This is a genomic window from Rahnella inusitata (genome assembly GCF_003263515.1).
Taxonomy (GTDB): Bacteria; Pseudomonadota; Gammaproteobacteria; order Enterobacterales; family Enterobacteriaceae; genus Rahnella; species Rahnella inusitata.
In genome coordinates this window covers 103,197-117,866 of sequence record NZ_JYDE01000015.1, presented here as the reverse complement: position 1 = coordinate 117,866, position 14,670 = coordinate 103,197, and the positions used below count along the sequence as shown (strand labels likewise).

The 14,670-nt window shown below is 56.4% G+C and carries 12 protein-coding genes; 3 read left to right on the top strand and 9 right to left on the bottom strand.

Going from position 1 to position 14,670, the window contains the following annotated elements; genetic code table 11:
- Positions 1–170: 170 nt before the first annotated feature.
- Positions 171–752: a lipoprotein gene (locus TU92_RS09165; RefSeq protein ID WP_112166424.1), complete on the bottom strand. Its 582-nt coding sequence runs from the start codon at positions 750–752 to the stop codon at positions 171–173.
- Positions 753–928: 176 nt separating this feature from the next.
- Here TU92_RS09165 and TU92_RS09160 point away from each other — a divergent pair, with 176 nt between their 5' ends.
- Both TU92_RS09160 and TU92_RS09155 read left to right on the top strand, forming a co-directional pair.
- Positions 929–1,255 (top strand): heavy metal-binding domain-containing protein, encoded by a 327-nt coding sequence (locus TU92_RS09160; protein WP_112166422.1) that lies wholly within the window; start codon positions 929–931, stop codon positions 1,253–1,255.
- A complete protein-coding gene (locus tag TU92_RS09155) occupies positions 1,252–2,100 on the top strand; it encodes an N-acetylmuramoyl-L-alanine amidase (RefSeq protein ID WP_425272528.1) in 849 nt (282 codons plus the stop codon). Before TU92_RS09160 ends, TU92_RS09155 begins: the two co-directional genes overlap by 4 nt.
- A gap of 18 nt (positions 2,101–2,118) precedes the next feature.
- Here TU92_RS09155 and TU92_RS09150 read toward each other — a convergent pair whose 3' ends face one another.
- The 7 genes from TU92_RS09150 to TU92_RS09120 all read right to left on the bottom strand — a co-directional run bounded on the left by TU92_RS09150 (position 2,119) and on the right by TU92_RS09120 (position 11,592).
- A complete protein-coding gene (locus TU92_RS09150; protein WP_112166420.1) occupies positions 2,119–3,153 on the bottom strand; it encodes an NAD-dependent epimerase/dehydratase family protein in 1,035 nt (344 codons plus the stop codon).
- 154 nt (positions 3,154–3,307) lie between these two features.
- Positions 3,308–4,750, bottom strand: a complete 1,443-nt coding sequence (locus TU92_RS09145) for a DUF2867 domain-containing protein (RefSeq protein WP_112166418.1) — start codon at positions 4,748–4,750, stop codon at positions 3,308–3,310.
- Between the two features lie 78 nt (positions 4,751–4,828).
- On the bottom strand, positions 4,829–5,842 hold the full coding sequence (gene ltaE / locus TU92_RS09140; protein WP_112166416.1) for a low-specificity L-threonine aldolase: 1,014 nt from the start codon (positions 5,840–5,842) through the stop codon (positions 4,829–4,831).
- A 90-nt stretch (positions 5,843–5,932) separates the two neighbouring features.
- The gene (poxB, locus tag TU92_RS09135; protein ID WP_112166414.1) at positions 5,933–7,654 is read right to left on the bottom strand and encodes a ubiquinone-dependent pyruvate dehydrogenase; all 1,722 of its coding nucleotides are present in this window, start codon (positions 7,652–7,654) and stop codon (positions 5,933–5,935) included.
- 187 nt (positions 7,655–7,841) lie between these two features.
- Entirely contained in the window at positions 7,842–8,855 is a 1,014-nt protein-coding gene (gene hcr / locus TU92_RS09130) for an NADH oxidoreductase (protein WP_112166412.1), read from the bottom strand.
- Positions 8,856–8,861: 6 nt separating this feature from the next.
- Positions 8,862–10,514: a hydroxylamine reductase gene (gene hcp / locus TU92_RS09125; protein WP_112166410.1), complete on the bottom strand. Its 1,653-nt coding sequence runs from the start codon at positions 10,512–10,514 to the stop codon at positions 8,862–8,864.
- Between the two features lie 178 nt (positions 10,515–10,692).
- Positions 10,693–11,592: a LysO family transporter gene (locus TU92_RS09120; RefSeq protein ID WP_112166408.1), complete on the bottom strand. Its 900-nt coding sequence runs from the start codon at positions 11,590–11,592 to the stop codon at positions 10,693–10,695.
- A gap of 189 nt (positions 11,593–11,781) precedes the next feature.
- Between TU92_RS09120 and TU92_RS09115 the strand changes: the two genes are divergently transcribed.
- Positions 11,782–13,515: an ATP-dependent nuclease gene (locus TU92_RS09115; protein ID WP_112166406.1), complete on the top strand. Its 1,734-nt coding sequence runs from the start codon at positions 11,782–11,784 to the stop codon at positions 13,513–13,515.
- On the opposite strand, the gene TU92_RS09110 is transcribed toward TU92_RS09115, so the two are convergent.
- Positions 13,512–14,501 (bottom strand): VirK/YbjX family protein, encoded by a 990-nt coding sequence (locus tag TU92_RS09110; RefSeq protein WP_112166404.1) that lies wholly within the window; start codon positions 14,499–14,501, stop codon positions 13,512–13,514. The genes TU92_RS09115 and TU92_RS09110 overlap by 4 nt on opposite strands.
- Positions 14,502–14,670 lie beyond the last annotated feature (169 nt).

Below are 14,670 nucleotides of genomic sequence, written 5' to 3'. Positions count from 1 at the left end.
TAGTTATGCAACGATCGCGGCTTAAAAATTATCTGTCGCCGCAGGAATGCCAAAGTGTAGCACAAGATATTGTTGCATCACTGTGACGCAGATGTTGGTCAATGACGTTATTCATCATCAACCAACATTATGCATACGCTTTTTTAAGGTTTTTTCAGGAAACTAACCGGTTACTGATTTTCCAAAACCTGGCGCAACGTGCCGCTGGAGGCGAAATCCAGATCTGCCATATACCGGACGTCATCGACGGTCCAGCATTTGCCTTCACGCACCATCAGCACTTCATCTTTCCAGGTTGTGGATGCGCCTTTCTCTTTGTCATGGGTAAAGGTTATGCGCAGCGGGATGTTGCGGGCATCGGTGTTGGGAATGGTCGAGGCGCTGTCGACAGACGCAGACGTTGGGCCGTCAAACAGGCTGGAGAATACGTCGCCATCGCCGGAGCCGACGCCAGCTTTCTCGTTAGGAGACGCGGCGATATCGACTTTCGGCTGGGATTGCGCTTTCAACAACGCGTCATACAAACCGGTGCTCAGATAAGGGCGATACGCGGCGAGCTGGCTTGAGTTCGGTAAACCGCTGCCGCCTTGCTTGATGCGGAAGTCAAAAAACTGCTGGGCAACGCTGTCCGGGCCGCCATCGATGCACGGTGCCGTGCGGCTGCCGATATCCTTATACGCAGGTTCGACCGTGGTACAGGCACTGAGCATCAATGCCAAAGGGAGGGCGGCGGCAAGAATTTTCTTTTTCATTGTATTCCTTACTGAAAGATTGAACGTTTTCACCATGACTTTCTTTACCATACAGTATAAAAGCGATTTGGCTTAATGCATGGCGAAGAGAAAATGATACGTTTTTTGCCTGCGCATACTTTATGCTGTTCAGGCGCTTTTCTATGAACCCGGACGAGAACTGATAAGGAATACTCATGCAAATTACAACAACCCCAACGCTCGAAGGTTTTGTTATCGCTGAATACTGCGGCGTAGTGACCGGCGAGGCCATTTTAGGTGCCAATATTTTCCGCGATTTCTTCGCCGGTGTGCGCGATATCGTGGGTGGACGCTCGGGCGCTTATGAGAAAGAGTTACGAAAAGCCCGTGAAATTGCGTTCAGCGAGCTGGAAGAACAGGCCAAAGAGCGCGGTGCCAATGCGGTTGTGGGCGTGGATATCGATTACGAAACCGTTGGCAAAAACGCCAGTATGCTGATGGTCAGCATCTCCGGTACCGCAGTGATTGTGCATCGCAAATGAGATGTCCTGGTCTGAAAGCCGGTTTCTGTGCGGCGTTGTTGCTGATGCTGGTGGGATGTCAGAGCGTCAGCCAGCCCGCGGAAAACGCGCCATTCCGGTTGGAAACCACCCGGCAGGCACAGGGTGCGGATCAGCGGATCCGCTTTCTGGTGATCCACTACACTGCCGAAGATTTCCACAATGCATTAAATACCCTGACTGATGAGCACGTCAGTGCGCATTACCTGATCCCGGCCAAACCGCCGCTCGAACAGGGCAAACCGGTGGCCTGGCAACTGGTGCCTGAGGAAATGCGCGCATGGCACGCGGGGGCCAGCGGCTGGCGCGGACGGACCAATCTGAACGACACGTCCGTCGGTATCGAGCTGGAAAATCAGGGCTACAGCGTGTATCTGCTGGGCAAGAAATTCTATCCGTTCCCGCCTGCCCAGATTGATTTGCTGGCCGATCTCAGCAAAGAGATTGTGGCGCGATATCAGATAGAGCCGCGTAACGTGATTGGCCACAGCGATGTTGCGCCGCAGCGCAAAGACGATCCGGGGCCGTTGTTCCCGTGGCAGCAACTGGCAGAACGCGGCGTCGGCGCATGGCCGGACGCGGCACGAGTTCAGGCGAATCTGGCAGGGCGCAGCCCGCAACAGCCGGTGAGTCAGGCGTCGCTTCTGACTCTGCTGAATCAGTACGGTTATACGGTAACGGAAGGGATGACGCAGAAGCAGCAACGCCGGGTGATCGCGGCGTTCCAGATGCATTTCAGGCAGAGTGATTACCGCGGGAATGCCGATGCACAAACCGAAGCGATTGTGCAGGCGTTGTTGCAGCAGTTTCCGGACAGAGAGAGTTAAACCGGCTGGCCGTCGCGGTCAGTCGCGTTTCGGGCCGATGCCGTGTAAACCCTGAAGTTTACCGTGATCGCGCAGCCAGTCGGCGGTGCGGATAATCCCCTGATCGAGCGAAATCACCGGCAGATAGCCCAGTTCTTTCTGCGCGCGCTGTGTATCGAGCGTGAGGTCGAAATTCAGCTTCGCCACGCTGTAGTGGGTCAGCACCGGCTCTTTGTGCGAGCTTTTACTCATCCGCTCCATCCCGCGCGCCATCACATCCAGCACCGGATAAGGCACCGAGCGGATGCGGTATTTGATATCCAGTTGTTCCATCAACTGCTGCACCATGGTACGCAGCGGTCGTGGTTGCTGATTGGTGATATTGAAGGCGCGGCCTGACTCGGTGGTGTCAGTCTGCGTCGCCAGCCACATGGCGTGGACGGCGTTCTCGACGTAGGTCATGTCCACCAGCGCTTCACCGCCGCGCGGCAGCATCAGCGTGCCGCCGTATTTCAGCATTTGCAGCAGGCGCGGCAGCAGCACATTGTCGTGCGGGCCGAAAATCCCCTGCGGGCGCAAAATGGTGAAGTGGGTTTGCGGATTGGACATCGCCAGAGTGTGGATCACCTGTTCACCGGCAGCCTTACTGCGGGCAAAGGAGTTCGCAAAGCGGTGAGGGCGGAAGTCTTCCTGAATATCGCGGTGATGATGGAAATCGAAGTAGATCGCCGGTGACGAAATATGGACGAAGTTTTCGACGCCGTAGGCCGCCGACCATTCCCCCAGACGCCGCGTGGCGCGCACGTTAGCCAGTTCAAATTCCTTTTCACTGCCCCACGGCGACATCAGCCCCGAACAATGCCAGACGGTGTCGATATCCGCGAGCAGGGCTTTGGCCTGCGATGAGACCAGCGTGGTGAGATCGGCGTGAATAAACTCCGCACCGATTTTCTGCAAAAGTGAGCCCATCGCGGCATTGCGACCTGTCGCCCTGACGCTGATGCCTTTATTTCGCAGAAACTCAACCGCGTTACGCCCAAGACCGCTGCTGGCGCCGGTAACCAAAACTCTCATAAACAGGCCAATGCCTTCATAAACAGAGAAAAATTGTTGTTCGCTTCGGGGAGAATGCACCCGTGAGCAATAAGGGTGCCATTCTTTCGTGAATTTGTGCGGCTTGCAATGGGAAAGGGCGTGAGCAATGTCTGAAAGCGCGTTAAATAACCCTTTAACGCCCGCAGCGATCTTTCTGTCGCGCGAGGCTGGCGATGCGCTTGGCCATGCCACGAAAAATAAACTGATGAGCGGGCATCATACTAAACCAGTAGAGCAGGCCGCGGAAACCTGCCGGATGCCACCAGGCGCGGACATCAAGACTGCGACTTTCGCCATTGTCAGTGATGGTGAAGGTTAACCGCCCGAGCCCCGGCGCTTTCATCCCGAAGAGCAGCACCAGTTCACGCTGGGGTTTCAGGCCGATGACTTTCCAGCCATCAATTTTATCCCCTAATTTGAGGAATTCACGGTCAGGGCGGCCATACTTTACGCCGCCGCCGAGTAAATCATCCATACGCGCCCGCGTTTTCCATAATCCGTTGGCATAGAAATAGCCTTCGCGCCCGCCCAGCTGTTGCACCACCTGCCACAATGCCGCTTTGGAGGCCGAGGTTTCCAGCGTAAATCCGGCCTGCTTGGGGTAAAAGCCGTAGCCCGGACGCCAGCGTTCCCGTGCGTCGGCATCGTATCCCCAGTCCGGCGAGTCCATCACCTGATGCTCTTCTTTTTCCAGCGTGCTGCGGATGGCTTCATCAACGGAGATAAGTTCCTGCGGGATCAACGTTTGTAACTCTGCGCTGTCTGCGGGGAGATCGTGGTTGAGCCCCTGAATCAGCGCTTTGGCGAGCGGCGTCGGTACAGAGGTGATCAGGCTGAGAAAATAGACGGACACAAATGACGTCGGCATCGGAATGGGGATCAGCCAGCGACGTTTTCCACTCATGGCGATAAAGCGTTCAAACAGCGTCTGATAGCTGATGTACTCCGGTCCGGCCGCTTCCAGAATGCGGTTCTCCGTCGCGGGCAAGGTCACCAGACCGCGCAGATAGACCAGCAGATTCTCCAGCGCCAGCGGTGAGGATTTGGATCGCACCCAGCGCGGCGGCGTAAGCACCGGCAGGTTATAGACCATGTCGCGCATCACTTCGAACGCGGCTGACCCTGCGCCGATGACAATACCCGCGCGCAACTCGGTAACCGGGATATTGCTCATGCGCAGTAAATCGCCGGTCAGTTTGCGCGCCTGCAAATGCGGCGAATCGCTGTCTTGCGGCTGCATCGAGCCAAGATAGACAATGTGTTTGATCGAAGAATCTTTCAGTGCCAGCAAGGTATGCTGCGCAGCCTGCCGCTCTTTTTCCAGCAGATCGTCGTCTTCGGTCATGGCGTGAACCAGATACACCAGCACTTCTGCGTCTTCGAACGCGGCGGCGAGCGTTTTACTCTGGTAGACATCGGCAAAACAGCAGCGGACGTTTTGCCATTTCTGTTGTTGCAGCCATTCAAGGCGGCGCGCGGCGGCAGTGACCTTAAAACCGTGCTGGCTCAGGTGTGCAGTCAGGTGTTGGCCGATATATCCGCTGGCACCGAGTATGACGATCCGTGGCATGTGCATAATCCGTTTTGCTAAAGGTCAAATGAATCATAAAATTGCGGCGATAACTTTCTTATTAGCGCCGCAGGCAGGGCGATGTCAGGCGTGTTCGTGCAGGAACTCCTGCCACAGGGCGACGACTTTTTGCAAATCCTCACGGCTGATGTTGATGTGTGTCAGCACACGGGTCAGCGGGCCGGCACTGATGATCACACCGCGCTCGCGCATCCACGGGCCCATTTTTTCGGCCAGCTCTGCGCTCTGTCTGATGTACAGCACGTTAGTCTGCGCACCGGGCTCGGCGATTTCCACGCCCAGTTTGGTCAGCTCTTCAGCCAGCCATTGTGCGTTGTCGTGATCGTCTTTCAAACGTTCAACGTTATTTTCCAGCGCATAAATGGCCGCAGCGGCCAGAATGCCGGACTGACGCATACCGCCGCCGGTCATTTTGCGCCAGCGGTTAGCGCGGTGAATAAACGCTTTACTGCCGATCAGCAGTGAGCCTATCGGTGCGCCCAGACCTTTGGAAAGACAGATGGTCAGGGTATCGCAATATTGAGTGATTTCGCGCAGCTCAACGCCCTGGGCTACGGCGGCATTCATGATACGCGCACCGTCAATATGCAGCGCCAGCCCTTTTTCGCGGGTGAACGCGTAGGCTTTTTGCAGATAATCGAGCGGAAGCACTTTGCCGCTGTGCGTATTTTCGAGGCTCAGCAGGCGGGTGCGGGCGAAATGAATGTCATCGGGTTTGATGGCGGCAGCGACTTTATCCAGCGGAATGGAACCGTCGTCGGCCATATCCAGCGGCTGCGGTTGAATGCTGCCGAGCACCGCAGCACCACCGGCTTCATACATGTAGTTGTGGGCTTTCTGGCCGACGATATATTCTTCGCCGCGCTGACAGTGGGTCAGCAATGCCACAAGATTGGCCTGGGTGCCGGTGGGCAGAAACAGTGCGGCTTCTTTACCACACAGTGTGGCCGCCATGTCCTGTAAAGCATTTACCGTCGGGTCATCGCCGTAGACATCATCGCCGACTTCAGCGCGGGCCATCGCCTGACGCATAGCTTCACTGGGGCGGGTTACGGTATCACTGCGTAAATCGATCAACGTCGGCTTCCTTCTGCTGGATGAATGTTAAGTGCAGGAAAAGGCGAGCGACAAACGCCCGCCTGATTCTCCACTATAGCCCCGTCAGGGTTATCGCAGCCAGTTGGTTTTTGCCAGTTCGACGACTTCGTCGCCGCGACCGCTTATCACCGCGCGCAGCATGTAAAGGCTGAAGCCTTTAGCCTGTTCGAATTTGATTTGCGGCGGCATCGCCAGTTCTTCGGTGGCAGTGACGACATCCACCAGTACCGGTCCTTCGTAGGCGAAGGCGTCCTGCAAGGCAGCATCAACGTCAGAGGCTTTCTCCACGCGTATGCCTTTGATGCCAGCAGCTTCGGCCATGGCGGCGAAATTCGGATTTTTCAGCTCGGTACCGTCGGTCAGGTAGCCACCGGCTTTCATTTCCATCGCCACAAAACCCAGTACGCTGTTGTTGAAAATGACAATTTTCACCGGCAGCTTTTGCTGCGCCAGCGTCAGGAAATCCCCCATCAGCATGGAGAAACCGCCGTCACCGCACAGCGCCACCACCTGACGCGAGCGGTCGATCGCCTGCGCCCCAATGGCCTGCGGCATGGCGTTGGCCATCGAACCGTGGTTGAACGATCCGAGCAGACGGCGCTGACCGTTCATTTGCAGATAACGGCATGCCCAGACGGTAGGGGTGCCGACGTCGCAGGTAAATATTGCATCGGACGCGGCAATCCGGCTGATTTGCTGTGCCAGATATTGCGGGTGGATCGCCTGCTTATCGTTTGGCGTCGCCAGCGAATCGAGATCCTTTCGCGCTTCCTCGTAATGCTTCAGCGCTTTGTCGAGGAACTTGCGTTCGGTTTTCGGTTGCAGCTGCGGCAGGAGCGCGGTCAGAGTGGATTTAATATCGCCCACCAGCGCCATATCAACGTGACAATGCGAGCCGATGCTGCCCGGATTAATGTCGATCTGGATGATTTTGGCGTCGGTCGGATAAAACGCGCGATACGGGAACTGCGTGCCGAGCAGGATCAGCGTGTCGGCATTCATCATCGCGTGGAAACCGGAGGAGAAACCAATAAGCCCGGTCATGCCGACGCTGTACGGGTTATCCCATTCGATATGTTCTTTACCGCGCAGGGCGTGCACCACCGGCGCTTTCAATGTTTCCGCCAGACGGATCACTTCATCGTGTGCGCCCGCGCAGCCACTGCCGCACATCATGGTGATATTGGTGGCGCCGTTCAGCAGTTCCGCCAGTTTTTCAAGCTCGGTGGGCTGCGGGATAACACGCGGCAGTACCGGCGGATACCAGCCGATTTTGGCATCTTCTGGCGCCGGTTTCAGCGCCACGTCGCCCGGTAATACAATCACCGACACCCCACGGTTAAGAATCGCTTTACGCATGGCGATGGCCAGTACCTGCGGCAGTTGTTCGGGGTTGGTCACCATTTCACAATAGTGGCTGCATTCGCGGAAAAGTTCGGTCGGATGGGTTTCCTGAAAATACCCGCTGCCAATTTCGCTGGAAGGAATGTGCGCGGCAATGGCCACCACCGGCACATGATTGCGATGGCAGTCAAACAGGCCGTTGATCAGATGCAGGTTGCCTGGCCCACAGGATCCGGCGCACACCGCCAGCTCACCGGTGATTTGTGCTTCGGCACCGGCGGCAAACGCGGCGACTTCTTCATGGCGCGTGCCGAGCCATTCGATAGTGCCCATGCGGTTCAGGCTATCGCTCAGCCCGTTGAGTGAATCCCCGGTGACACCCCAGATACGTTTTACGCCCGCGGCTTCCAGAGTTTTAGCTAAATAAGACGCTACGCTCTCTTTCATTCTGTGTTCCCTCAGTTAATCATCAAAAATGAATGCGTTAATCATAGTCCATGAATTCGCAGTGACATTTTCGTGGTGAATGACAGAGGTTAAACCATACAAAAATAGGCAAAGGAGAGGGGTGAAGATTTGTAAATATGCCCGCGCAGACTGTAAGAAGTCATGAGCGGGCAGGGGATTGCGGGGATCAGGCGAGGGTGACGTCGCCCTGAAGCTGACAGCTACACGCCAGCACGTAACCCTGCGCGACGTCATCATCAGTCAGTGTCATGCGGCTGGTCGTCTGGTAATCGCCGCTGAGCACGCGAGTTTTGCAGCTGCCGCAGACACCGGCACGGCAGGCTGCGGTGACCGGCAGCTGGTGTTGCTCCATGGCTGCCAGCAACGTAGTGCCGACGGCAACACGATAGTTGGTCAGCGGCGTCAGGCGTGTCAGCGTCAGAGTCCTTTCATCTGATACTTCCATTTCTGTTGCCTGAAACTGCTCTTTGACGATATTTTCCGCCGGAACGCCCAGCTCCTCCGTCCAGTTTCCGGCCAGCGTCATATACGGCGCGGGGCCGCAAATCATCACACGCCGTGAACGGATGTCCGGCACCTGACTTTGCAGGAGGTCCTGGCTCAGACGTCCGGCGATCTGCCCCGGCAGCGCATCCTGCTCGGCCAGAATGATCAGTGTCAGCTGCGGGTACTGCGCGGCCAGCCGTCGCCATTCGGCGGCGAAAATGACATCTTGCGGGCAGCGTACACTGTAAAAGACGTGGACGTTTTGCGCCGGGCAGTTCGCCAGCACGTCGCGCGCAATGGACATCACCGGCGTCACGCCGCAGCCTGCGGCGAGCAGCAACAGCGGCTGGGCGGTGTCGCAGGTGAATTCTCCCTGCGCGTCTGATAGCCAGACATAGTCGCCCGTTTTCAATTGCTGCGTCAGCCAGCCGGAACCGCTGCCACCGCTGATGCGTCGCACTGTCAGCTGAATAAACGGGCTGAGGCCGGGCGTGGAGGAAAGCGTATACGCACGCTGCACGTCGCCGCGCAGGCTGATATTCACCAGCGCAAACTGGCCGGGGCGATAGTCATAAACGTCATGAGTGAGGAGCGAAATCGTCCACACGTCAGGCGTTTCCTGTGTGACGGAATGCACCTGCATACGGTTCTGACACAGCGCAGTCGGCTGATCGGGAAATAACGGAAAGTTCATCGTGGTTTACTCCGCCAGCATGGTGTGCAGATCCTGCTCCACCGAGGTGATCGCCCGCAGACCGAATTTCTCATTCAGCACTGCCAGCAGATTATCGGTGAGAAAAGCAGGCGCGGTCGGGCCGGTGGCGATATTTTTCACGCCGAGCGACAGCAGGGTCAGCAGGATCACAATGGCTTTTTGCTCGAACCACGACAGCACCAGACTCAGCGGCAGTTCATTGACGCCACAACCCAGCTTCTCAGCCAGATTCACCGCCAGAATAATGGCGGAATAGGCATCGTTACACTGACCGACGTCCAGCAGGCGCGGCAGCCCTTCAATGGTGCCGAAGTCCAGTTTGTTGAAACGATATTTGCCGCAGGCCAGCGTCATGATCAGGCAGTCTTTCGGCACGCTGACTGCCAGATCGGTGAAATAACTGCGCTCGCTGCGGCTGCCGTCGCATCCGCCAATCAGGAAGATGTGACGCAGTTTTTTGGCGGCGACGAGATCAATGACTGTATCCGCCGCGCCAAGCAAGGTCTGGCGGCCAAAGCCGACGGTGATTTCCTGCTCAATTTCGCTGTAACGAAAGCCCGGCAGCTGCAACGCCTGGGCGATCACTGGCGCGAAATCCTCCCCTTCCAGATGCTGTACGCCCGGCCAGCCGACGATACTGCGTGTCCAGATGCGGTCGCCATAATTGCCGACGTTGGGGTCGATAATGCAGTTGGACGTCATCACCACCGGACCGGGGAATTTCGCAAATTCCACCTGCTGATTTTGCCAGCCGCTGCCGTAATTTCCGGCCAGATGCGGGTACTTTTTCAGCTCAGGATAGCCGTGTGCTGGCAGCATTTCGCCGTGGGTGTAGATGTTAATACCGGTACCGGCGGTTTGCTCCAGCAGCATTTGCAGATCTTTCAGGTCGTGGCCGGAAATCAGAATGGCCTTGCCCGCCAAGGGACGGACATTGACGGAGGTCGGCTGCGGGTGTCCGTAGGCGTCAGTTTCGCCTTTATCCAGGATCGCCATCACGCTGAAATTCATCTTGCCGATAGCCATGGCGTTGTCCAGCAGCTCGCCCATGTTCGCCGGTTGGGTGCCTGACCACGCCATCAGGCGGTGATACTCAGCGTAAATCGCCACATCTGCCTGACCGAGCACGTGCGCGTGTTCCATATAGGCCGCCGCGCCCTTCAGGCCGTAAAGACAAAGCATCCGCAGGCCGTGAATGTCGTCACCGACGCGCGCTTTGTCGTCGTTCAGCGCAAATTGCTGCGCCTGCTGTTGCAGCTCGCTCAGATTGTCGCTGACCAGTTCCAGCGCGGCCAGCGGATGATCCACCGTGATTTGCGGATCCATCAGGCGGCAACGCACCCGCAGAGATTCGCGGTGGATAACCGCGTCACGGGCGTAACCGACGATGCGGTCGGAGTCGAAATTAACGTTGGTCAGCGTGGAGAAAAAGGCGCGCGGGGCGAAGCTGTCGATCTCTTCATCGACGATGCCGTAACCGCGGGCGACCAGCGCCCAGGCCGATAAGCCCTGAAGTACAGCCACCAGTAAGTCTTGCAAATCAGAGGTTTCTGCGGTTTTTCCGCACATTCCCTGCGCATACGCGCAGCCATTGCCCGCCGGGGTACGGACTGTTTGTTCACATTGCACACAAAACATTATGAGGTCCTTTTTTAAAGTTGCATTTGAAATGCTTGTTTTAAAATAAGACTAAGACGGGCTGGCTTAGAAATGAAGCGTTTTTAAGACAAAGTGAGGCGGAGTTGATTTACCGCAAGTTTTGGCAGGGGCTGAAAAGGGAAGTTCCCGCCGCAAAGTGCCGCGGGAAAACAGGGCGTCAGGCGGAGAAAAAGGCCATCAGCACTGGCGACAGCAGGCTGAGCACGAAGCCGTGAACGACCGCAGGCGGTACCATGTCCAGCCCGCCGCTGCGCTGTAATACCGGCAGCGTGAAGTCCATGGACGTCGCGCCGCACAGGCCGAGCGCGGTGGAGCGGCTGCTGCGTACTAAGGTCGGGATCAGCATGATGGCGCAAAGTTCGCGCGCCAGATCGTTAAAGAACGCGGCGCTGCCAATGACCGGCCCGAACGAGTCGGTCAGCACGATACCGGAAAGCGAATACCAGCCGTAACCTGAGGCCAGTGCCAGACCGGTTTTCAGCGGCAGGCCGAGAAGCAGTGCGGCAACCGCCCCGCCGATCAGTGCGCTTATCGCCACGACCAAAGCGACGATGATGCCGCGACGATTAAGGATGATCTGGCGCAGCGTCATACTGCTGTTGCGTAGCTGAATGCCCACCAGCGCCAGCAGGAACAGCAGCGCGATTTCGCTGGCCTGTGAGGCGAAGGTCAGCCAGTGCCATTCGGTCAGGCCGAGTGCGAAGCCGCCAATCACTACGCCGCACAATTTCAGTGACTCAAGCGCCATGTGTAAACGCGACGGTAATTTTTCCTGCTTAAACTGGGTTTTCCAGGGACGGCGGCGTTCGAGCAGCCACAGCGCGGCGTAGTTCATCACGAAGATACACAGGAAACAGACGGCGGCGTATTTGAAAATCAGCAGTAAATTGGTACTGAGATTATCGAGAAAGGCCAGGCTGATGCCCATAATGAACAGGATGACGTACACCATCCAGCTCAGCATCTGGTTAACGATGTGCAGTAGCGAGCGGTTTTTGACCGGAATAAGGTAACCGACGATCAGCGGCAAAAGAATAATCAACAGGCCGGAATACATGAGGCAAAAATCCCTGAAAAGTGAGGTTCCATGAGAGGAGCGCGGCACAGAAAATACCGCCCGACACGCTAACCAAAAGTTATCTGACTGTAAAGCAGCTTCGGTACACAGAGATCCGCGGGCAGCCTTGACGGCAACCGATTTTTCACGCCATGCTCAGGAATGTAATGAGCGCACAGGAGGCGTCTGATGTATCTGGAACACATTGATATTGTCGGTTTTCGTGGCATTAACCGACTTTCTCTGACACTGACTCAGCCCGCGCAGCGTGGCGCATCGATAACCGGCTCAGCGCATCAGGGGCAAACCGAATCCTTTCTGACCAACACCGTGTTAATCGGAGAAAACGCCTGGGGTAAATCCAGTCTGCTGGATGCCCTGACGCTGCTGCTCGCCCCTGACCCGAAACTGTACTGCTTCAAAGAAGAGGATTTCTATTTTCCGGCAGGGGAGAAGGAATCTAAATCACAGTATCTGCACATCGTGTTGACCTTTTGTGAAAATCAGGCCGGACACCACATGTCGCCACGCTTTAATGCGCTGTCGCCGCTGTGGGTAAAATGCCCCGATCGCCTGAACCGCATTTATTATCGTCTGGAAGGTGAACTGGACGATGACGGCAGCGTGATGACGCTGCGCAGTTTCCTCTCCTCCAACGGGCAGCCGCTCAATCTGACCACCATCGATCCGCTGGCGCAGGCGCTTGTGCGCCTCAATCCGGTTTTACGCCTGCGCGATGCCCGCTTTATCCGCCGTCTGCGCAGCGAAACGCTGGCACCACGGCTTTCTGCCAATAACGAACAACTGGCGCACCAGCTGGATGAGCTGACGCGCGGACTGGTGCATAACCCGCAATCGCTGACCAACAGCGAACTGCGCAGCGGGCTTTCGGCGATGCAGCAGTTGCTGGAGCACTATTTCGCTGAGCAGGGGACATCCAACAGTGCGCCGTGGCAGCAGAAGCGTCATGGCCGCGCCGAAAGCCGACGGGCATGGCGCTCGCTGGATAATATCAACCGGATGATTGCCGAGCCGAACAGCCGCAGCATGCGCGTAATGCTGCTTGGGATGTTCTCCACGCTGTTGCAGGCAAAAGGTTCGGTAGTGTTGCATCCGGATGCGCGACCGCTGCTGCTGATCGAAGACCCCGAAACCCGTCTGCATCCGATTATGCTATCGGTCGCGTGGGGATTGCTCGATCAACTGCCTTTACAGCGTATTACCACCACCAACTCCGGCGACTTGCTGTCGCTGGTACCGGTTGAGCAAATTTGCCGTCTGGTGCGCGAATCGTCGCGTGTCGCAGCGTATGCCATCGGCCCGGAAGGGTTGAGTATGGAAGACAGCCGTCGGATCGCGTTTCATATCCGCTTTAATCGCCCGTCATCGCTTTTCGCCCGCTGCTGGCTGCTTGTGGAAGGCGAAACCGAAGTCTGGCTGCTCAATCAGCTGGCGCGCCAGTGTGGATATCATTTTGAGTCGGAAGGGATCAAGGTCATCGAATTTGCCCAGTGCGGATTGAAGCCTTTACTACGCTTTGCCCGGCAGATGGGCATTGAATGGCACGTGCTGGTGGACGGTGACGAAGCGGGGCGCAAATACGCGGCGACGGTGACGGCCAACGTGGAGAATCACGATGACAATCTGCGCTACCGGCTGACCTCGCTGCCTACTCAGGACATTGAATATTTTCTGTATCGGGAAGGGTTCGAAGATGTGTATCGCAAACACTCGGCGATACCGGAAAACGTGCCGATGTCGCCGAGAAGGATTATCGATAAGGCCATTCACCGCAGTTCGAAGCCGGATCTGGCGATTGACGTCGCGCAGTCAGCGTCGCTGCGAGGGACCTCCTCGATCCCTCCGCTACTGAGGCAAATGTTTTCCCGCGTTGCCTGGCTGGCGCGGGGCAGGGCGGATTAGGCTGCGCGGTTCTCTTCAACAATGATCTGGTGACCATGTCCGCTGGAAAATGTCTGACGGATCTGGCTTTCCAAATCATCTAACAGCTGGTAACGGCGGCGGTATTCTGCGCGACGTTTACTGGCGATCTCTTCCAGCGGCCGGTGGGCTATCTGACGCGGCAGATGGAAATAACCGTCTTCGCCCTGTTTCGCCTCCATGGTTTCCCAGAAGCTGTCGTAGTCGGCATATACCATACCTTTACGCTTTTTGTAGCGCGGGTTTTCGTAGATGTGCGTGTGATTTCCCACCGCGACAATCTGCGACATGCCCGCCAGCTCTGCCAGCGTGGTCAGCGCTTCAATCACCAGACGTTTCGGAAATAAACCGTGGCAGGCTTTGGTCGCTTTCTGGATTTCCTGATGATCAACCTGTGCTTTCGGGCCCTGAAGTGCGCCAATGAACAACGTTGGCTGGCCTTGATAATAGATGAAAGAGAAGGTCACGATAGCGATCGGTTCGCCCTGCGGATTGTTGAAGATCAATGTGGCTTCACCTTCTTTATCCAGACGGCTGACAGAGTTAAAGGTGATCGCGTAACGCTGCTCTTCTTTGCCGGTCAGGGTGGCGATCGCCATCGGTTTTTTATTCAGATAGCCGTGGTTAATCGCCTCCGGCAGGCAGTGGCCGATCATGTCGTAGTGATCGGTGATGCGCTTCATCGCCTCTTCTGGGGTGATATTGGACGCCTGATAAACACGATGCAATTTGCACGGCAGGCTCGGCTGCGCAGTCAGGATCTCATCGCGTTGCGGGTGATGAGCCAGATAATCCAGCAGGCCAAACGTGCGACGTGGCTGGGTCAGCGCGCGGAATAAAAATTTAAAACGGTAGCGCGGCAATTTCCACGACGGTCCAGGCACCAGACGCTGGGAAAGCAACGCCGTCATCAACTGAAGGCCGGAAAGAGGAGCCTTTTCTTCGCAAGGGTAACTGAATGTCGTCATGGTATTTACCTGTTATATCGGGCCGGATTTCAATAACGGCTATTTCAACAGGGCAACAATAAACCGGTGTGCAACGGGGAAAATTATGAAGGGAATGAACGCGATTTGTTGAGATTGTGTTTAGATTTAATTTGTTTTGTGTCGTGTCTTAGCAATCGGTGTCTAAAAA